Raw genomic sequence first — 17198 nt, 5'->3', positions numbered from 1 at the left:
GCAGGTGACCCGGGCTCAGCCCGGGTACACCGGTGGCAGTCCGAACCGATCGAACAGCGTGAGATCGAAGAAGCACGCCACATGCGCGACGCGGGCGTCGATGATCTCGAGGACGTGCAGCTGGAACGGACGGTGCACCCCGTCCTCTCCGAGCATGTAGAGGCCGAAGGCCGGCTGCCCGTTGGCGGTGGTCGCCATCATCCGCATCGACTCGGGGCCGGTCGCGGGGCACTTCGTCGAGATGAGGGCGCCGATGTCGGCCGGGCCGCGGTACCACCCGGTGAACGGCGGCATCTCCCAGACGGCCTCTGCGGCGAAGAGTTTCACGATGCCGTCGATGTCGTACGTCTCGAATCCCTCGACGTAGCGTCGCAGCAACTCTCGCGTCTCCGGCGACTCCGGCTCGGACACGGAGTTCTCGTCGGGCATGATCGCCTCGATCTGGCCGCGCGCACGTTGCAGCAGGCTGTTGACTGCAGCAGTGGAGGTGCCGAGCAGTTCGGCCACCTCGGACGCCTTCCACTGCAACACCTCTCGGAGTACGAGGACGGCTCGCTGCCGCGCGGACAGATGTTGCAACGCGGCCACGAACGCGAGCCGCACCGATTCACGCGAGCCGATCAGCGATGCCGGGTCGTCGTCCACCGGATCGCCGAACGGCGGCGCCGGCTCGAGCCACGCGATCTCGTGGCGCTCGACCAGCTCGTCCGACGGATCGGACGACGGCGTACCCAGCCCCGACGGCATCGGTCGGCGCTTGCGGCCCTCGAGCGAGGTGAGACAGGTGTTCGTGGCGATGCGGTAGAGCCACGTGCGCAGCGACGAGTCGCCCTTGAAGTTCGCGTACCCCTTCCACCCTCGGACCAGGGTGTCCTGCACCAGATCCTCCGCGTCGTGGATGGATCCGGTCATGCGGTAACAGTGCGCGAGGAGCTCGCGGCGGTACGGTTCCGCGAGAGTCATGAAGTCGTTGCCGAGCTCCTGCGTCGCAGTCATGCGAGGAGGATAGTCCTCGCAGGGACGACTCGCCGAGGAAAATTTCGGGGCTTCGTGATGAGTTTCCGTGGCGCACGAGGTCGACAGTCACATGACCACACACCTCACCCGCGCCACCACCACCGCACCGGCCCGCGGAGCCGTTCGAGCAGGATGGATCGTCAGCGCGCTGGTGGTCGTCTTCATGCTGTTCGACGCCGTGATCCATCTGCTGAACCTCGACGTGGTGAAGGACGCGTCCGCCGAACTCGGACTCCCCGTCGACATGGCCCCGAAGATCGGCGTCGTCTGCCTCGTGATCATGACCCTGTACGTGATTCCGCGGACCGCGCCGCTGGGTGCCGTCCTGTTGACCGGCTACCTCGGTGGAGCGGTGATCACGAACTGGCGCACCGACCAGCCACTCGTCAGCACGGTGTTCTTCGCGATCTACGTCGGCATCGCCGCGTGGCTCGGACTCTGGCTGCGTGACGGCCGAGTCCGAGCCTTGCTCGCAGGCTGAGTCACACCACCGAGGACCGGAAGGATCGGAGCCGCAGGCTGTTGGTGACGACGAAGACCGACGACAGCGCCATCGCGGCACCGGCCAGCATGGGGTTGAGCAGTCCGGCGGCCGCGAGCGGGATCGCCGCGACGTTGTAGGCGAAGGCCCAGAAGAGATTGACCTTGATGGTGTGGAGGGTCGCGCGCGAGAGGCGCACCGCGTCGACCGCGACGCGCAGATCTCCCCGCACCAGCGTGAGGTCGCCGGCCTCGATCGCGACGTCGGTGCCCGTGCCCATCGAGAGTCCGAGGTCCGACGTCGCCAGTGCCGCAGCATCGTTGACGCCGTCACCGACCATGGCGACGACCTTGCCCGACGCCTGCAGCTCGCGGATCGCCTCCACCTTCTGCTCCGGCAGCACACCGGCGATGACGGTGTCGATACCGACCGAGGCGGCCACCGTGCGGGCTGCGGACTCGTTGTCACCGGTGAGCATGATCGGGTCGAGACCCAGTGCGCGGAGCTCCGAGACCGCCTGCGCGGACGTCTCCTTCACGGTGTCGGAGACCGCGATGACGGCGCGGGCCTCGTCGTCCCACCCGACGACCACCGCGGTGGCCCCGGTGGCCTCGGCGTCCTCGAAGGCCGTCTGCAGAGCACTGGGCAGTGCGCCGCCCACCAGGCCGGGGCGTCCGACGACCACGCGGTGGCCGTCGACCGTCGCGGTGACACCGCGTCCCGCCGTGGTGGTGAAGTCGGTGGCGGCGACGGGCTCTCCGTGCGCGGTCCGGTACGCGTCGACGATCGCGCGGGCGACCGGGTGCTCGGAACCGGACTCCGCCGCCGCGGCGAACCGCAGCGCGTCGTCGCGAGCGTCTCCCACGACGGACTGCACGCTCATGACACCGCTGGTGATGGTGCCCGTCTTGTCCAGCACGATGGTGTTCACGCGGCGGGTGCGCTCGAGCACCTCGGGTCCCTTGATGAGGACGCCGAGTTGGGCGCCGCGTCCGGTGCCCACCATCAGGGCTGTCGGAGTGGCCAGGCCCAGCGCGCACGGGCACGCGATGATGAGGACCGCGACGGATGCGGTGAACGCGGCGGACCAGCTGCCGCTGACGAGGACCCAGCCCAGCAGGGTGGCCAGGGCGAGACCGATCACGACGGGGACGAAGACGCCCGAGATGCGGTCGGCCAGGCGCTGCGCCTCGGCCTTGCCGTTCTGCGCGTCCTCCACGATGCGGGCCATGCGCGCGAGCTGCGTGTCCGCGCCCACGCGGTCGGCGACGACGGTGAGCGCGCCACCCACGTTGACGGTCCCGCCCGTGACCGTGGCGCCCGGACCGACCTCCACGGGGATGGACTCACCGGAGATCATCGAGGCGTCGACGGCGGACGTGCCGCTTTCGACGGTGCCGTCGGCGGCGATCTTCTCGCCCGGTCGGACGACGATGCGGTCTCCGACCACGAGCTCGTCGGCGGGCACGCTGACCTCACTGCCGTTGCGCAGCACGGTCGCGTTCCGGGAGCCGACCTCGAGCAACGCACGCAGGGCGGCGCCGGCGCTGCGCTTGGACCGCGCTTCCAGATACCGACCGGCGAGCAGGAACGTCGTGACGCCGGCCGCCGCCTCGAGATAGATGTTCGCGCTGCCGTCGCCACGCGAGACGGTGAACTCGAAGGCGTGGCGCATGCCGGGCATGCCCGCGTGGCCGAAGAAGAGCGCGTACAGCGACCAGCCGAAGGCGGCCAGCGTGCCCACCGACACGAGCGTGTCCATGGTGGTCGCGCCGTGCCGCGCGGTGGTGACGGCGGCGCGGTGGAACGGCAGCCCGCCCCACACGACGACGGGCGCGGCGAGGGTGAGCGAGAGCCACTGCCAGTTGTCGAACTGCAGCGGCGGAATCATCGCCATCGCGATGACGGGAACGGACAGCAGCGTCGACACGAGCAGACGCGTGCGCAGGGGATCGGACTCGGCTGCGGCGACATCGGACTCGGCTGCGGGAGGGCCGGCCGGTCGGTGGGGTTCGTGCACGGTCGCGGTGTAGCCGGCCTTCTCGACGGTGCCGATGAGGTCCCCGGTCTCGACGGTCGCGTCCGTGGCGATGCTCGCCTTCTCGGTGGCGTAGTTGACCGTCGCGGTCACACCGTCGAGGCGGTTGAGCTTCTTCTCGATGCGGTTGGCGCACGACGCACAGGTCATGCCGCCGATGTCGAGCTGGATGTTCGCGGCCTTCTCCCCGGTGGTCACGGCTGAGCCAGCTCGTACCCGGCCTCGTCCACCGCGGTTGCGAGGGCAGCGTCGTCGACGGGTGTGTCGGACTCGACATCGACGCGTCCGGACTCGAGGTCGACGTGGACCGAGGTGACTCCCTGCAGGGCGCTCACCTCCTCCGTCACCGCTGCGACGCAGTGCTGGCAGGTCATTCCGGCGACGGTGACAGTCTTCGTGGTCATGAGAACTACCATACCCCCCTACGGTATGCCGTCAACCCCGTGTCGCCCGGCGTTCGGCGGCTCGACACCTCCTGTGGTTAGGGTGGACGAGCCCGGTACACACAGGGTGACCGAGCTCCGATCCGGGAGCACTGGGAAGCGAGAACTCATGGAGCCAGTCGAGCAGACCTGGCGCACCGCCGAGCATCCACGGCCGGACCATTTCCTCCTGCACATCAGTGACACGCACCTGGTCGGCGCCGGCGAGTTGTACGACGCGGTCGACAGCGAGGCGCGTCTTCGCCAGATCTTCGCGGAGCTCGAGGCGACGGGTGCCCGGCCGGAGGCTCTGGTGTTCACGGGTGATCTCGCGGACAAGGGCGAGCCCGACGCGTACGACTCGTTGCGCGCACTGGTCGATCCGGTCGCCGCAGCCCTGGGGTCCGAGGTGATCTGGGCGATGGGCAACCACGACGACCGAGCGGCGTTCCGTCGCGGCCTGCTCGACGAGCGCGGATCGACCGAGCCCGTGGACAGGGTCTACGACATCGGTGGGCTGCGAGTCATCACGTTGGACTCGACCGTCCCCGGCCACCACTACGGCCAGATCTCCGCGGAACAGTTGCGGTGGCTCGCAGCAGAACTGGCGATGCCGGCGCCGGACGGCACAGTGCTCGCGCTGCACCATCCGCCGGTTCCCTGCGTGCAAGATCTCGCGGTGTTGGTGGAACTCCGCGACCAGGACTCGCTCGCGGAGGTGCTCGCGGGCAGCGACGTGCGGGCGATCCTCGCGGGCCACCTGCACTACTCCACGTCCGCGACCTTCGCCGGAATCCCGGTGTCGGTGGCGTCGGCAACCTGCTACACCCAGGACCTCAACGTCCCGGTGGGTGCGCAACGCGGGCGCGACGGGGCGCAGGCCTACAACCTGGTGCATCTGTACCAGGACACGGTGGTCCACTCGGTGGTGCCCATCGGGACGGGCGACACCGTCGGCACCTACGTGTCGGCCGACGAGGCCGCCCAGCGCCTGCACGATGCCGGCGTCGTCATCGCCGACGCTCCCCAGAAGGCGATCAGCCGGCAGTCGTAGCTGTGGCGATCAGCCGGCCGTCGTAGCTGTGGCGATCAGCCGACCGGCGTGACGGCGTGTTCCCAGGGCGCCGGCACCGGGAAGTAGGTGCTCAGGAACGTCGTCACCGCCGCTGCGCGCTCGTCGGCGTCGATCTCGGGGAAGCTGCCGTCGTTGAGGCAGAAGAAGTCCATCGACCGCTTCGCGAGCAGGCGGTCCATGTCCCGCAGTCCACTGCGCATCGTCGTGTCGACGTACTTGACCGAGGCCTGCGTCTGCACCACGGCGCGGCCGGTGAGCAGGGCGTAGTAGTGGTACAGCGAGTTGGTCACCGAGATGTTGGAGCTCGCGCGGAATCGACTGGCTGCCGTGGCCGCGAACTCGTCGGGGAACTCCTTCTCGAGCTCGAACATCACACTGCGCCGGAGCGGCACGGGAGCGTGCTCGAGGTGGCGCGTGGTGATGCGACCGAATCGGTCGTGGAGCAGGCGACGGTTGACCCGCGCGGCGTTCTCGAATCCGCTGCGCTGCTCGTCGTTGGCGCCCAGTCCGATCCGGGTTCCCGCCTCGACGAACATGCTGATGCCGCCGGGTGAGAAGAACATCTGGGGACCGACCGGGCGGCCGAAGAACATGTCGTCGTTCGAGTACAGGAAGTGCTCGGCGAGACCGTCGATGTGGTGGAGCTGGCATTCCACGGCCTGCGAGTTGTAGGTGGGCAGCACGGAGGTGTCGGTGAAGAACTCCTCGCTGCGCACGAACGTGACGTCGGGATGATCGTCAAGCCACCCCGGCTTCGGTGAGTCGGTGACGACGAAGATGCGCCGGATCCACGGCGCGTACAGGTGTACCGAGCGCAGGGCGTACTTGAGTTCGTCGATCTGGCGGAAGCGGGCCTCGTGATCGTCGCCCTCGCCCACGACGACCTCACGCAGCATCGCCGCGCGTTCCGCCTGCCACTCCACGTCGGTGCCGTCGACCCAGGAGAAGATCAGGTCGATGTCGAAGTCGATGTCCGACGCGTGGTCGGCGAACATGTTCTCGATGGTCGGCCAGTGTCGGCCGAAGCGCTCGACCGTGCCACGCACCGCCTCGTCCTGACGGATGGTGCGTCGGGTCAGCGAGTTCTCGACGGGGAGAACGATCGTGTCGTCCGAGAACTCCCACAGTTCGATCTGGATGCCCTTGCCGGATCCGTAGAAGAGCCCGCTCGGGCGGTGCGCACGAGGGCGGAACAACCGGAAGATCCGCGCCTGCGTGGCCGACGCCAGGAGTCCGTCCGCGATGAGCAGGGCCGGGGATCCCTTGACGTCCATCGGCTTGGAGTAGAACGGCTCGTCCGCGCAGGCCGCGACCAGGGCGTCGCGCAACGTCGGCCTGTCGTGCCTGTCGATGGCGATGACGGGCCGCTCGTCGTTGCCGCGGACGAGCAGGTACTCGATCGCGGTCGCGTCCAGCACATCGCGGACGAACAGGAGGTCCTCCACCATCGCCTCGTGGGGCGTCGTGGTGGTGATGGACAGTGTGAACTTGTCCTTGACCCACACGATGTCGGAGCGCTCGGTCAACCGATGTCGGGACGCCGCGGACGCGACGCGCGCCCGCTCTATCTCGCCGCTGTCGGGCGGGACGAGGTAGACATCGGGCGTCTCGACGTTCTGCAGGGCTGGCGGCTGTGTGATGGTGGACCTTCCCGACGTGCTGGTGGGCGAGCCTGTACGGCGCTGTGACCTGCTCATTCTAAGTGATGCCGAGGGTGGGTCCGGACCACGGGAGTCATCGGCCGCGAAGCTGGCCGAGTGCGTCCTGCACGTGCGTCAGGTGTCGGCTCATCGCCTCGGACGCGGCCTCGCCGGACCCCGAGTCGATGGCGTCGACGATGCTCTCGTGCTCGACGTTGGACCGGTGCCGACGGTCGGGCAGCAGGTTCACCATCTCGGACTGCTGCGACAGGGCCTCGCGGATCTCGGTGATGACGGCGGCGAAGACGTCGTTGCCGCTCGCGGTCGCGATGAGCAGATGGAACTCCGCGTCGAGACGGACCCACTCCTTGGGATCGTTCTCGGCGATCATCCGATTCAACAGGCTGCGGATCGCGTCCATCTGCTCCGGTGTCCGCCGTTCGGCAGCGAGTGCGGCGGCAGGAATCTCGATGTGCGGGCGGGCCTCGCGCAGGGAATCGACGGAATGGTTGCCGAAGACTCTGTCGGTCTCGACGGTCTTCGCCAGGACGAACGTTCCCTTGCCGGTGTGCGTCTCCGTCAGTCCGAGAGCCGTGGTCGAGCGCAGTGCCTCGCGAACCACCGACCGGCTCACGCCGAAGCGCGTCGCGAGAGCGGCCTCGGACGGGAGCTTGGTGCCGACCTCGAGTTCGCCGCTCTCGATCGCCGAACGCAGCTCGCGCAGGACGGCCTCGGCCGCCCCCACGCGCGTCACCGTGGCCTGTTTGCTGGCCCAACTGTCCGACAGGGTCATGGCGTCACTGTGAACGAGGAATGGTGGTCAGGCAAATCGGACGTGCACAGGACGATATTCATGTATCTAGTCGCAGTGCTAGAGAGCGAGAGAGATCCCGATGGAACGGTGATCGGGTGCTGTCCGACACACATCCGTGCACTCGGTCGACTGCCGGATCTACGGTCGAGGGGAACGAAGGAGTTCACATGGCTCACAGCATCGTCACCGTCACAGGCGCGGCCGGCAGCATCGGCTACGCGGCACTGTTCCGCATCGCATCGGGTGCGATGCTCGGTCCGGACACGTCCGTCACGTTGCGGCTTCTGGAGATCCCGCCGGCACTGCGCGCAGCCGAGGGCACGGCCATGGAACTGCACGACAGTGCGTTCCCCCTGCTGCGGTCGGTGGAGATCCACGACGATCCGGTCGACGCCTTCGACGGCGCGAACGTCGCGCTGCTGATCGGCGCTCGCCCTCGTACCGCGGGGATGGAGCGCGCCGACCTGCTCGAGGCCAACGGGTCGATCTTCGGGCCGCAGGGCGCCGCTCTCGAGGCGGGCGCCGCGTCCGACATCCGGGTGGTCGTCGTGGGCAATCCCGCCAACACCAACGCGGCCATCGCCGCGGCGCACGCACCCAGCATTCCCGCAGACAGGTTCACCGCGCTGACCCGGCTCGATCACAACCGCGCCGTCGCGCAACTGTCCGCTCGTGCGGACGTCCCGGTGGGTGAGATCTCGCGGGTCAGCATCTGGGGCAACCATTCCGCCACGCAGTACCCGGACATCTTCCACGCGCGGGTCGGTGACCGGTCGGGCGCCGAGTTCGCCGCGGACACCACCTGGCTCGAGGACGTCTTCGTGCCGACGGTGGCGCGCCGCGGTACCGCGATCATCGAGGCGCGCGGTGCGTCGTCCGCTGCCTCCGCGGCGAACGCCACCATCGATCATGTGCGCGACTGGGTCCTGGGCACTCCCGCCGACGACTGGACATCCGTCGCACTCCCGTCGACGGGTGCGTACGGCGTGCCCGAGGGACTGGTGTCCTCGTTCCCCGTGCGGTCCTCCGGCGGCGCCTGGCAGATCGTGGAGGGCCTCGAGATCGGCGAGTTCTCCCGGCGCCGTATCGACGCATCCGTCGCGGAACTGCAGGCCGAGCGCGAGGCTGTCACGAGACTCGGGATGCTGCCGAACTGACTCGACCGTCCATGTCCCGCCGTCGAGGCTGTCGTGGCCACACCGTGTAGGTGATCGCGGCGACGACGTCGACGGCGAGCACGACGAGGGGCACGGGCATGAAGGCCGTCAGCGCCTCGGTTCGCTCGGGAGACCCGACCAGCGCGACGAGGCCGGCGAGCAGCCCGACGGTGACGGCCACGGCGATCAGGGTTCTGACCACGTCCGCCCAGCACGCTCTCGCATAGGCAGCGCCGTGGAGACGAACCGGCGCGGGCCCGCCGCGGAAGTGGTGGGCCACTCGCACGTCTGCCCAGCGAATCATGCGGTGTCCGTACGCGATCGAGAAGCCGATGTAGGCAGCGGCCAGCGCGTGATGCCACGTGGCGGTACTGCCCGACCGCAGGTCGATGACGGTGGCGCAGAGCAGGACGAGATCGACGACCGGGGCGCAGGCCAGAACCACGGCACCGGCACGAGGTCGCCGTGCGCCGTACCGGAGCGTGAGGCCGGCGGCGATGGCCACCCAGAATCCGATCTCGCACGCGACGATGACTGCCAGAACCATGAGCGCTCCTTGTTGGTACGATCGTGTTCACAACAAAGTAGCACAACTGTGTACATTCAGGGAGTGCCGAAACTGATCGATCACGACCAGCGGCGACGCGACGTCGCCGACGCCGCCTGGCGCATCATCGGTCGAGACGGCCTGCTCGATCTGTCGGTGCGCAACGTGGCCGAGGAGGCCGGGCTGGCGACGGCCTCCCTCCGTCGCTCCTTTCCCACTCAGGACGACCTGCGAGCGTTCTGCCTCGAACACGCAGCCGAACGCGTCGTCGAACGCCTGGAGCGCATCGACCCGCAGCTGTCACCCCGCGAGTACTGCGAGGCGAGCCTGCGAGAGTTGTTGCCGCTCACCGACGAGAGTCGCCTCGAGATGGAGGTGCAGATGTCGCTGGGCGCTCTCGCCTTCACGAACGCCGCGATGCGCGTCGCCTACGACCGGGCGCACCAGTACCTGGCCGCGGGGTGCAGGCGACTGGTGAACCTACTCGCCGAGAACGACACCGACTACGCGTCACTGTCCGACCGGGTACCCGACGAGGCGCGTCGACTTCATGCATTCCTGGACGGACTCGCGCTGCACCTGGTCCACGCGCCACACGACGAGAACCGCGCGTGGGCCGAGGCGGAGCTGGCGGCACATCTCGACTCGCTGCGAGGGCCGTAGGGTCTACAGCCATGCCCGACACCTGCCCGTGCGGCACTCCCCTACCGATGTCCGAGTGCTGTGGACCCTTGCTCGAGGGACGGATCGGTGCGCCGACCGCCGAGCGGCTCATGCGCTCCCGGTACACCGCCTTCACGGTGCTCGACGCCGAGTATCTGCTGCGCACATGGCATCCCGATACTCGACCGTCGGCGCTCGACCTCGACGACCGCCGCCGGTGGACCGGGCTCGAGATCCTGGGCACCACCGGAGGCGGCATGCTGCACACCACGGGCACGGTCGAGTTCGTGGCTCACTTCCGTGACGCGGGTGCCCGGCGACCGGGTTCGCAGCGGGAGAACAGCACGTTCTCCCGCTGCGATGGAGCCTGGGTCTACGTCGACGCGGTCTGACGCCGCGACTCGATGCCGTCGACGAACTCGGACGTGATGCGCGCGATGTCCCACGGATGCGACAGCGGCGACCAGTGTCCTGCATCGAGATCGGTTCGCGACAGGTCGGCCACCCAGCGCGGCGTGTCCTCGTAGTGGAACGGACGCACCGCCGCGTCACGGGTGTTGACGATCAGATGCACGGGCACGGTGACGTACCGACGCCGCGGAGAGGTGAAGCGCGGCAGAAGATTTGCTCGATAGATGCGCAGGCCGTTCCACGCGTCGTCGAGAAGTGTCGGTGACTCCTCCACCATCGCGGCGGGGACGTCGGAGAACTCGCCGATGAACTGGGTCCAGCCCTTGCGCTTCATGCGGTACATCCGCACCCGAGCCAACGGCGGGACGTGGAAGGTGACCGTGTACCAGGACGCTCTCGTCTGGGCGAACACCTGTGCCAGGTTGCGCGGTGTGGGCCTGCGTAGTCGCGAGCGGGCCCACAGTGCGAGGTGGTCGAGGTTGGGTCCCGACACGGACGTGTAGGACGAGATGCGGAGCGGCGCATCGGCTTCGGCGACGAGCTCCCAGGCCTCCACCGCGCCCCAGTCGTGACCGAGCACGTGGACCGGGGCGTCGGGACTGACCGCGTCGATCACCGCTCGCAGATCGGAGGCCATCGCGTCGAGTCGGTACCCGCGGGTCCGTGCGGGGACCGTGGAGTCACCGGCGCCGCGTGAGTCGTAGGTGACGACGCGGTAGCGGTCGGCGAGCAGTCCAACGACGTGGTTCCAGAGGGTGTGGTTGTCCGGCCACCCGTGCACCAGCACGAGAGTGGGGCCGTCGGACACGCCGGCGGTGTACACGGCGAGCTCGACGTCACCGTTCCGCACGGTGGAGCGCTCGGACTCGAACGGGCGGGTGACGGTCATGGACGCTCCGGAATCGGTGGACGTGGGGTGTGCAGGGGACATCAGACGTCGAGCGTGAGGTGGTCGGAGTCTGCCCGAGACACGCACGGCAGCATGTGTTCCTGCTGCTCGGTGGGACTCAGTCGAGTCTCGCGGTGCTCGGGCGTCCCCGCGAGAACACGCACCTTGCAGGTGCCGCAGAAGCCTTGGCGACACGAGTACGCGACTGTCGGGTCCTCGTCCACGATGACGGACAGTGCAGACCTGTCGGCGGGAACTGTCAGCGTGCGACCGCTTCTCGCGAGTGTGACCGTGAACGGCCGACCGCCCACCACGGGTGGGGCCCCGAAACGTTCGAAGTGCAGAGCAGACGCGCCGCAGCCCGCGAACGACGTGCGCACGGTGTTCAGCATCGGCGTCGGTCCACAGCAGTACACCGCGCCGCCACGGGCGGCCGGACCCAGAAGGTCCGTGACAGTGGGCAGTCCGTCCTCGACGTCGGTGCGGACGGCGACACGCGGCGAATTCCAGCTCTCGATCTCGTCGAGAAAGGGCATGCTCTCGCGGGAGCGTCCGCAGTAGACGAAGGTCCAGTCCAGGCCGAGATCGCGAGCGGCGCGGACCATCGGCAGGATCGGGGTGATGCCGATGCCGCCGGCGACGAAGTGCACCGAGCGTTCCTGCGCGAACAGGAAGGCGTTGCGGGGACCGCGCACCGTCACCGTGTCGCCGGGGCGCAGGGCGTGCATCCGCTCCGAGACGGTGCCGATGCGTCGGACGGCGATGCGGTACCGCGTCGTGTCGGCGGGGTCGCCGCACAGCGAGTACTGCCGCCGGAGCGGTCCCGACGTCGCGTCACCCTCCAGGTGCACGTCGATGTGGCAGCCCGGCTGCCAGGCCGGCAGGGACGATCCGCCCGCGTCGACGAGATCGATCTGCGCGACATCGCCGTCGCTGGTCACCGGCGTGACACTCGCGACCGTCAGTGTGGCCGCGGTGTCCGGGGGACGCAGGGCCACCCGAGGGTCGTAGGGGACACGCGACATCGCACCGAGGTAGTTGCCGACGACCAGGCCGATCAGGCCGAGGGCCCGGTCGCCCCGAGGTCGTCCGCGGAGGTCGCGTGGTGCGTCGATCATCGCGACGCTGCCCGCGCCGCGGGCGAGGAGGCCAGATAGGCGACGGCTTGCGCCGTCGAGCCCTCCTGGCTGGGGTGGTAGCTGCGACGGAAGTAGCGCGAGAGCCGCAGGCCGAGATCGACAGGCCCCGGCACGGTGCCCTTCTTCGCCGCGCGGCGCCAGGCGAGTGGCGTGGGACGGCGCCGGGACGCCGGCCCGTCGGCGAGAAGCGGATCGTTCTGCATGAGGAAGCGGGTTCCGCGGATCCACAGGTAGACCAGCAGCGGTGCCGCGAGTGCCTGGGTGCGAAGGCGTCGGACCTCGCGGCGATCGAAGTAGCGCATCGTCTCGTAGGCGACAGAGCGGTGCTCGACCTCCTCGGACCCGTGCCATCTCAGCAGGTCGAGCATGGTCGGGTGGATGTTGGCCCGGTCGAGCCCCTCGGCGTTCAGCACCCAGTCGCCGAGAAACGCGGTGATGTGCTCGATGGCCGCGATGATCGCCAGGCGCTCGACGAGGTAGTTCTTCTCGCGGCTGCTGGTGATGGGTCGAGGCCCGATGACCTTGCCGAAGACCCAGTTCATCTGGTCGGTGAACGGCGTCGGATCGAGTCCGCTGCGCTGCAGGTGCTCGAGGACACCGGAGTGCGCCGACGAGTGCATGGCCTCCTGGCCGATGAACCCGATGACGTCCTCGCGGAGCTTCTCGTCCTCGATGAACGGGAGCGCCTGTCGGAACGTCTCGACGAACCATTCCTCCCCGGCGGGGAGGAGCAGGTGCAGCACGTTGAGCGCGTGTGTGGAGAACGGCTCACCCGGGATCCAGTGCATCGGCAGGTCGTCCCAGTCGAAGTGCACGTCGCGCGCCTGCAACACGAGATTGTCGGCATCGGCGGTCATGTCGGGTCCTTCCGGTGTGGCTTCGTTCACACAAATCTTAGTATGACAACTGGTAACAGTAAAGCACCTCGGGTAAGCGAGAACACATGTGACGTGACGCGAACGACCTTGCCGAGGTCACACGCTGCGCGGACGCTGGACGGAAGGTCGGACACGCAGGACACCCGCCGCCGTCACGGCGCACGGGGTCCGTGACGCAGGCAGGACACGAGACGATGGCGGACAATTCCAAGAGGGCGGAGCGCGGGACCGACGACACTCGGCGGCCCGTGGCGCGCACACCGCGCAATCCGCTCGTTCGAGGCGTCGACCGCGCGGAGGCTCGACTGCACCGTCTTCTCGTGACGCTGTTCCTGCTCGCCGTCCCGTTCGTCGCCGTGATGGGCGTCAGCCTCTACCACGATCAGCAGACCATGGCGGCCGACGCCGTGACGTCGTCCTCGTCGGTGCTCGCCACGACCACCGCGGACGCCGTGGCGCCGGTGGCGTCGGACGAATTCGCGGCGGTCACTCCCACCGTGTTGGCTCCCGCGACCTGGTCCTCCGACGGCGTGAAGCACGTCGGGTCGGTTCCTGTTGCGGCGCAGAGTCCGTCGGGTACCGAGGTGACCATCACCGTCGACGGGGACGGTCGTCGCATCGCACCCCCGCCCACCGGGGTCGACGTCGTGGTGGTCAGCATCTTCGGCGCCGCAGCGCTTCTCGCGCTCGTGGCGATCGTGCTCGTGATCGTGCGCAGCGTCTTCGCCCGCGTCTACGACCGTCGTCGGGACCGGGAGTGGGACGACGCGATCGCGCGATTCCTGTCCTGACGGACGTGTGCAGACGGCTGTCGCTACCTCGTCAGAGCGTCGTGAATCGCGACGCCGAGTTCTGCTCTCGGTGAGTCCGGGAACGTGTGATGGGTGGCGCCGTCGAGGATTCGGGTACTGATCGACGGCCAGTTCTTCTGGATGCGATCTCGCACCGCAGCACTGTCGTGAATCCGGCTGGACCCGGCGAGAACGACCGTCGTGGTCGCCTGGAGCGAGTGCAGCGCCGAAGAACTCGGCCGCCTCGGAACGATGGGCCGACGACGAGGGTGATGGGCTGTTCCGAGTTCGGACAGTCGGGACAGGTCGGCGTCGAGAACTGCGTCGCCCGTCTCCCACGCCGTGAATCGTCTCTGTCGCTCTTCCGACGGTCGCAGCAGGAGCGGTAACGCATGAGCCAGGTAGGCGGCGCGCATGCCGGCGAAGCACGAATTCGGATCGAGCAGGACGAGGCGGTCGACGTCGGCCGGCCGACGGAGCGCGAACGCCAGAGCGATCATCGCGCCGTACGAGTGAGCGAGAATCGACGGTCGCCGCAGTGCCGACCCGGCGAACACATCGTCCAACCACAGCATGAGGTCGTCGACGTTCCTCGCGGGTTCACCCGCCGGAACCGATCGCCCCACGTCACCGAGAATGTCCACCGCGACCACTCGGTGGCGACGACTCAGTTCGGTCGCCTGGCCGGTCCAGGCCATCGAGGTAGCCCCGGATCCGGGGAGCAGTACGACAGGGCGACCGTCGGTGGGACCGGCCGAGGTGACATGGGTGTCGCCGAATCGTGTCGGCACCATCGTCGTGGTCGTTTCCGCCGGCCACGTCCCGAGTACGCGGTCGTAGGCCGCAGCGAACTCCCGCCCCTCGGGCGATCGATGGAACGTCTGCATCGCGTCTGTCATGCGGCACCCCGTTGTCTCGATGGTCGTGCACAGCACCGACGTGCGGGCATTGATCGTTCTTCTCGATGCTGCTCGTGCCGGTCGAACGGCTACTCCGTCCTGGCTGCGGACGCAGCTGGGAATCACCTCGGCGACCGCGACGGCACTCGTCGACAGGCTCGAACTCGCCGGCCACGTCGAACGGCAGTCGGTCGTCGGTGACCGCCGCAAGGTGGCCCTGCGGGTCACCGACAAGGCAGAGCGACTGGGCACAGAATTCTTCGGCCCGCTGATCCTCAGGGCGGCCACGCAACTCTCCGAGTTGTCGGACGACGACCGAGCAACCATCCGTCGGTATCAGTCCGCGATGCTGGCAGCCGTCAGATCGACTGCGCCGGGCTCGTGAGAGCGGTGTGATCGCCGACTACTGGTTCTGCATCCGATTAGCCGCAGCGACAAGGGCTTTGGCGGTCGACTCTGTCGAATCCGAGCCCGTTCCCATGGCCCACGCGGTGCGGTGATCCTGCTGTCCGCGGATGTAGGTGACGTATCCCGTCTCGGTGATCTGCTGGTGGAACGACAAGATCTCGAGGTTGACGCCGGCGTCGTAGAGCATCGACGTCATGGCCTCGGCGGGCCCGTGGCAGACGATCGACGAACTGCGGATGGTGTCGCCGATGGCGAGGGTGGCCGTGAACTCGAACCTGCCCGCACCCTTCGGCGCGCACTCTGCGGAACCGAGCCGGATGGGGCCGGAGGTGGGCGAGTAGGTGTGGACGAACTCCGCGAAGGACATGCCGTCAGCCTCCGCGCGCAACCCGTGCGGCAGAGCCGACGAGGCGTGAATGGCAGCGGAACTGTGTGAGAAGTGTCCGGTGAGGGAATGTGCGCTGGTGCTCATGTCGCTGGGGTCTTTCCGGTGAGAGGAAGGACCGACGGGCGCTCGTTCGACCCGCAGCGGGGGGTCGGTCCGAGATCAGACCCCGCTGCGGTGAACTACGAGAATGCGCGACACGGCCCCAGAGTAGCTGCGTCGCGGCGTCACAGGCAAGGGTCCGGTTCTCGATTGCTCTCTGTTCGGTTCTAGGACACGCGCTAGAGAAGGGCAGAGAACGCTACCGACGTTGCTACCGTCACGCCATGGACCCCGTTCGCAATCCGTACGCACCCGGCGCCGGCCAGCGGCCACCCGAGCTCGCCGGCAGGTCCAAGCAACTCGACGCGTTCGACGTGGTGCTCGAGCGCATCGCGCGCGGTCGGCCCGAACGCAGTGTCGTGCTCACCGGGTTGCGCGGCGTCGGCAAGACGGTGCTGCTGAACCACCTGCGATCAGCGGCGATCTCGCGGAAGTGGGGAACCGGGAAGATCGAGGCCCGCCCCGACCAGGACCTGCGGCGACCGCTGTCGTCGGCGCTGCACATGGCAGTGCGGGAAATCGCGGTGGCGCATCGCGATCCCGAACGCGTGGACCAGTTCCTCGGTGTGCTGAAGTCCTTCGCTCTTCGTGCGTCCGCAGACAAGGGCATGCGGGACAAGTGGCAGCCCGGCATCGACGCGCCCGCTCTCAAGGGGCGCGCGGACACCGGTGACATCGAGATCGACCTGGTCGAACTGCTGCTCGACGCCGCGTCGCTGGCTCGGGACGTCGGCGTCGGTATCGCCATCTTCATCGACGAGATGCAGGATCTCGCGGCGGAGGACATCTCCGCGATCTGCGGCGCGTGCCACGAACTGAGCCAGGACGCGGCGCCGCTGATCGTCGTCGGCGCCGGTCTTCCCCACCTGCCTGCGGTGCTGTCCGCGTCGAAGAGCTACTCCGAGCGACTGTTCAGCTACCACCGCATCGACCGCCTGGACCGCGCTTCGGCGGACCGCGCCCTCATCGCACCGGCCGAGCGGGAGGACGTCGAGTACACGAGCGAGGCACTCGACGCGCTGTACGAGGCCGCGGACGGGTACCCCTACTTCGTTCAGGCGTACGGCAAGGCGACGTGGGATCTGGCCGCGGACAGCCCGATCACGGTCCACGACGTGCGGGTCGCAGCACCGACGGCCGAGGACGAGCTGGCCGTCGGGTTCTTCGGATCCCGTTACGAGAGAGCAACTCCCGCCGAACGCGAGTACATGCGAGCGATGGCCGACCTGTCCGGCGACGACGGTCCCGTCTCCACGTCGAAGATCGCCGTGGAACTCGGCCGGAAACCGGCGTCGCTGTCCCCCGCACGCGACGGGTTGATCAAGAAGGGACTGATCTACTCCGCCGAGCGCGGGTCGATCGGCTTCACCGTCCCCCACTTCGGGCGGTACCTGAGGGCGCAGGCCGACTAGCGCCGACCTGCACGCTTTCGATGTGTCGAC

At 68.3% G+C, this 17198-nt stretch carries 19 protein-coding genes; 8 read left to right on the top strand and 11 right to left on the bottom strand.

The genetic code is table 11. The features are described 5' to 3' along the window. Positions 1 to 15 precede the first annotated feature (15 nt). Complete coding sequence (locus HQ306_RS15225; protein ID WP_056441007.1) at positions 16 to 996, bottom strand: sigma-70 family RNA polymerase sigma factor; 981 nt, start codon at positions 994 to 996, stop codon at positions 16 to 18. Positions 997 to 1087: 91 nt separating this feature from the next. Here HQ306_RS15225 and HQ306_RS15220 point away from each other — a divergent pair, with 91 nt between their 5' ends. Beyond that, positions 1088 to 1498, top strand: coding sequence for a DoxX family protein (locus HQ306_RS15220; protein ID WP_222632335.1), 411 nt, complete (start codon positions 1088 to 1090; stop codon positions 1496 to 1498). 1 nt (position 1499) lies between these two features. On the opposite strand, the gene HQ306_RS15215 is transcribed toward HQ306_RS15220, so the two are convergent. Together HQ306_RS15215 and HQ306_RS15210 are read right to left on the bottom strand one after the other, a co-directional pair. Next, a complete protein-coding gene (locus tag HQ306_RS15215; RefSeq protein ID WP_308115520.1) occupies positions 1500 to 3734 on the bottom strand; it encodes a heavy metal translocating P-type ATPase in 2235 nt (744 codons plus the stop codon). After that, on the bottom strand, positions 3731 to 3940 hold the full coding sequence (locus HQ306_RS15210; RefSeq protein WP_222632333.1) for a heavy-metal-associated domain-containing protein: 210 nt from the start codon (positions 3938 to 3940) through the stop codon (positions 3731 to 3733). Before HQ306_RS15210 ends, HQ306_RS15215 begins: the two co-directional genes overlap by 4 nt. A 148-nt stretch (positions 3941 to 4088) precedes the next feature. Here HQ306_RS15210 and HQ306_RS15205 point away from each other — a divergent pair, with 148 nt between their 5' ends. Beyond that, complete coding sequence (locus HQ306_RS15205) at positions 4089 to 5012, top strand: phosphodiesterase (RefSeq protein WP_027506057.1); 924 nt, start codon at positions 4089 to 4091, stop codon at positions 5010 to 5012. Positions 5013 to 5047: 35 nt separating this feature from the next. Here HQ306_RS15205 and HQ306_RS15200 read toward each other — a convergent pair whose 3' ends face one another. After that, positions 5048 to 6481: a stealth family protein gene (locus HQ306_RS15200; protein WP_373425307.1), complete on the bottom strand. Its 1434-nt coding sequence runs from the start codon at positions 6479 to 6481 to the stop codon at positions 5048 to 5050. Between the two features lie 286 nt (positions 6482 to 6767). Beyond that, on the bottom strand, positions 6768 to 7466 hold the full coding sequence (locus HQ306_RS15195; protein ID WP_056441016.1) for a FadR/GntR family transcriptional regulator: 699 nt from the start codon (positions 7464 to 7466) through the stop codon (positions 6768 to 6770). A 188-nt stretch (positions 7467 to 7654) separates the two neighbouring features. Here HQ306_RS15195 and HQ306_RS15190 point away from each other — a divergent pair, with 188 nt between their 5' ends. Then, positions 7655 to 8644, top strand: coding sequence for a malate dehydrogenase (locus HQ306_RS15190; protein WP_027506060.1), 990 nt, complete (start codon positions 7655 to 7657; stop codon positions 8642 to 8644). Here HQ306_RS15190 and HQ306_RS15185 read toward each other — a convergent pair. After that, the gene (locus tag HQ306_RS15185) at positions 8616 to 9191 is read right to left on the bottom strand and encodes a hypothetical protein (protein WP_027506061.1); all 576 of its coding nucleotides are present in this window, start codon (positions 9189 to 9191) and stop codon (positions 8616 to 8618) included. The two genes, HQ306_RS15190 and HQ306_RS15185, sit on opposite strands and share 29 nt — an antisense overlap. 63 nt (positions 9192 to 9254) lie before the next feature. Between HQ306_RS15185 and HQ306_RS15180 the strand changes: the two genes are divergently transcribed. After that, positions 9255 to 9854 carry a TetR/AcrR family transcriptional regulator gene (locus tag HQ306_RS15180; protein ID WP_027506062.1) on the top strand — a complete coding sequence of 200 codons (600 nt, stop codon included), beginning with the start codon at positions 9255 to 9257 and terminating at the stop codon, positions 9852 to 9854. A gap of 11 nt (positions 9855 to 9865) precedes the next feature. Continuing rightward, positions 9866 to 10246: a YchJ family metal-binding protein gene (locus HQ306_RS15175; protein ID WP_027506063.1), complete on the top strand. Its 381-nt coding sequence runs from the start codon at positions 9866 to 9868 to the stop codon at positions 10244 to 10246. Here the strand turns inward: HQ306_RS15175 and HQ306_RS15170 are convergent. From HQ306_RS15170 to HQ306_RS15160, 3 genes are read right to left on the bottom strand one after another with little or no spacing between them, the layout of a single operon-like run. Beyond that, the gene (locus HQ306_RS15170) at positions 10228 to 11154 is read right to left on the bottom strand and encodes an alpha/beta fold hydrolase (protein ID WP_056442165.1); all 927 of its coding nucleotides are present in this window, start codon (positions 11152 to 11154) and stop codon (positions 10228 to 10230) included. The two genes, HQ306_RS15175 and HQ306_RS15170, sit on opposite strands and share 19 nt — an antisense overlap. 41 nt (positions 11155 to 11195) lie before the next feature. Then, complete coding sequence (locus HQ306_RS15165) at positions 11196 to 12272, bottom strand: PDR/VanB family oxidoreductase (protein ID WP_056441022.1); 1077 nt, start codon at positions 12270 to 12272, stop codon at positions 11196 to 11198. Then, positions 12269 to 13150, bottom strand: a complete 882-nt coding sequence (locus HQ306_RS15160) for a metal-dependent hydrolase (protein WP_027506066.1) — start codon at positions 13148 to 13150, stop codon at positions 12269 to 12271. The genes HQ306_RS15165 and HQ306_RS15160 overlap by 4 nt, the downstream gene beginning before the upstream one ends. 215 nt (positions 13151 to 13365) lie before the next feature. Here HQ306_RS15160 and HQ306_RS15155 point away from each other — a divergent pair, with 215 nt between their 5' ends. Next, positions 13366 to 13962: a hypothetical protein gene (locus HQ306_RS15155; protein ID WP_222632323.1), complete on the top strand. Its 597-nt coding sequence runs from the start codon at positions 13366 to 13368 to the stop codon at positions 13960 to 13962. 23 nt (positions 13963 to 13985) lie between these two features. On the opposite strand, the gene HQ306_RS15150 is transcribed toward HQ306_RS15155, so the two are convergent. Then, the gene (locus tag HQ306_RS15150; protein WP_027506068.1) at positions 13986 to 14861 is read right to left on the bottom strand and encodes an alpha/beta fold hydrolase; all 876 of its coding nucleotides are present in this window, start codon (positions 14859 to 14861) and stop codon (positions 13986 to 13988) included. Here HQ306_RS15150 and HQ306_RS15145 point away from each other — a divergent pair. Continuing rightward, on the top strand, positions 14860 to 15246 hold the full coding sequence (locus tag HQ306_RS15145; protein WP_222632321.1) for a MarR family winged helix-turn-helix transcriptional regulator: 387 nt from the start codon (positions 14860 to 14862) through the stop codon (positions 15244 to 15246). The two genes, HQ306_RS15150 and HQ306_RS15145, sit on opposite strands and share 2 nt — an antisense overlap. Positions 15247 to 15264: 18 nt before the next feature. Here HQ306_RS15145 and HQ306_RS15140 read toward each other — a convergent pair whose 3' ends face one another. After that, a complete protein-coding gene (locus tag HQ306_RS15140) occupies positions 15265 to 15741 on the bottom strand; it encodes an alpha-isopropylmalate synthase regulatory domain-containing protein (RefSeq protein ID WP_222632312.1) in 477 nt (158 codons plus the stop codon). A 239-nt stretch (positions 15742 to 15980) separates the two neighbouring features. Here HQ306_RS15140 and HQ306_RS15135 point away from each other — a divergent pair, with 239 nt between their 5' ends. Further along, positions 15981 to 17168, top strand: a complete 1188-nt coding sequence (locus HQ306_RS15135) for an AAA family ATPase (protein WP_027506071.1) — start codon at positions 15981 to 15983, stop codon at positions 17166 to 17168. Positions 17169 to 17198: the final 30 nt, after the last annotated feature.

Source organism: Rhodococcus sp. BP-160 (assembly GCF_019836205.1).
GTDB lineage: Bacteria > Actinomycetota > Actinomycetes > Mycobacteriales > Mycobacteriaceae > Rhodococcoides.
Note: the sequence above shows the minus strand (reverse complement) of the source record. Positions and strands in the feature narration are given on the sequence as shown.

Excerpts from the sequence above, each read along its gene's own strand:
- HQ306_RS15225 (WP_056441007.1), bottom strand. The coding sequence starts at position 996 with ATGACTGCGACGCAGGAGCTCGGCAACGACTTCATGACTCTCGCGGAA.
- HQ306_RS15220 (WP_222632335.1), top strand. The coding sequence starts at position 1,088 with ATGACCACACACCTCACCCGCGCCACCACCACCGCACCGGCCCGCGGA.
- HQ306_RS15210 (WP_222632333.1), bottom strand. The coding sequence starts at position 3,940 with ATGACCACGAAGACTGTCACCGTCGCCGGAATGACCTGCCAGCACTGC.
- HQ306_RS15205 (WP_027506057.1), top strand. The coding sequence starts at position 4,089 with ATGGAGCCAGTCGAGCAGACCTGGCGCACCGCCGAGCATCCACGGCCG.
- HQ306_RS15200 (WP_373425307.1), bottom strand. The coding sequence starts at position 6,481 with ATGGTGGAGGACCTCCTGTTCGTCCGCGATGTGCTGGACGCGACCGCG.
- HQ306_RS15195 (WP_056441016.1), bottom strand. The coding sequence starts at position 7,466 with ATGACCCTGTCGGACAGTTGGGCCAGCAAACAGGCCACGGTGACGCGC.
- HQ306_RS15190 (WP_027506060.1), top strand. The coding sequence starts at position 7,655 with ATGGCTCACAGCATCGTCACCGTCACAGGCGCGGCCGGCAGCATCGGC.
- HQ306_RS15185 (WP_027506061.1), bottom strand. The coding sequence starts at position 9,191 with ATGGTTCTGGCAGTCATCGTCGCGTGCGAGATCGGATTCTGGGTGGCC.
- HQ306_RS15175 (WP_027506063.1), top strand. The coding sequence starts at position 9,866 with ATGCCCGACACCTGCCCGTGCGGCACTCCCCTACCGATGTCCGAGTGC.
- HQ306_RS15170 (WP_056442165.1), bottom strand. The coding sequence starts at position 11,154 with ATGACCGTCACCCGCCCGTTCGAGTCCGAGCGCTCCACCGTGCGGAAC.
- HQ306_RS15165 (WP_056441022.1), bottom strand. The coding sequence starts at position 12,272 with ATGATCGACGCACCACGCGACCTCCGCGGACGACCTCGGGGCGACCGG.
- HQ306_RS15160 (WP_027506066.1), bottom strand. The coding sequence starts at position 13,150 with ATGACCGCCGATGCCGACAATCTCGTGTTGCAGGCGCGCGACGTGCAC.
- HQ306_RS15155 (WP_222632323.1), top strand. The coding sequence starts at position 13,366 with ATGGCGGACAATTCCAAGAGGGCGGAGCGCGGGACCGACGACACTCGG.
- HQ306_RS15145 (WP_222632321.1), top strand. The coding sequence starts at position 14,860 with ATGCGGCACCCCGTTGTCTCGATGGTCGTGCACAGCACCGACGTGCGG.
- HQ306_RS15150 (WP_027506068.1), bottom strand. The coding sequence starts at position 14,861 with ATGACAGACGCGATGCAGACGTTCCATCGATCGCCCGAGGGGCGGGAG.
- HQ306_RS15140 (WP_222632312.1), bottom strand. The coding sequence starts at position 15,741 with ATGAGCACCAGCGCACATTCCCTCACCGGACACTTCTCACACAGTTCC.
- HQ306_RS15135 (WP_027506071.1), top strand. The coding sequence starts at position 15,981 with ATGGACCCCGTTCGCAATCCGTACGCACCCGGCGCCGGCCAGCGGCCA.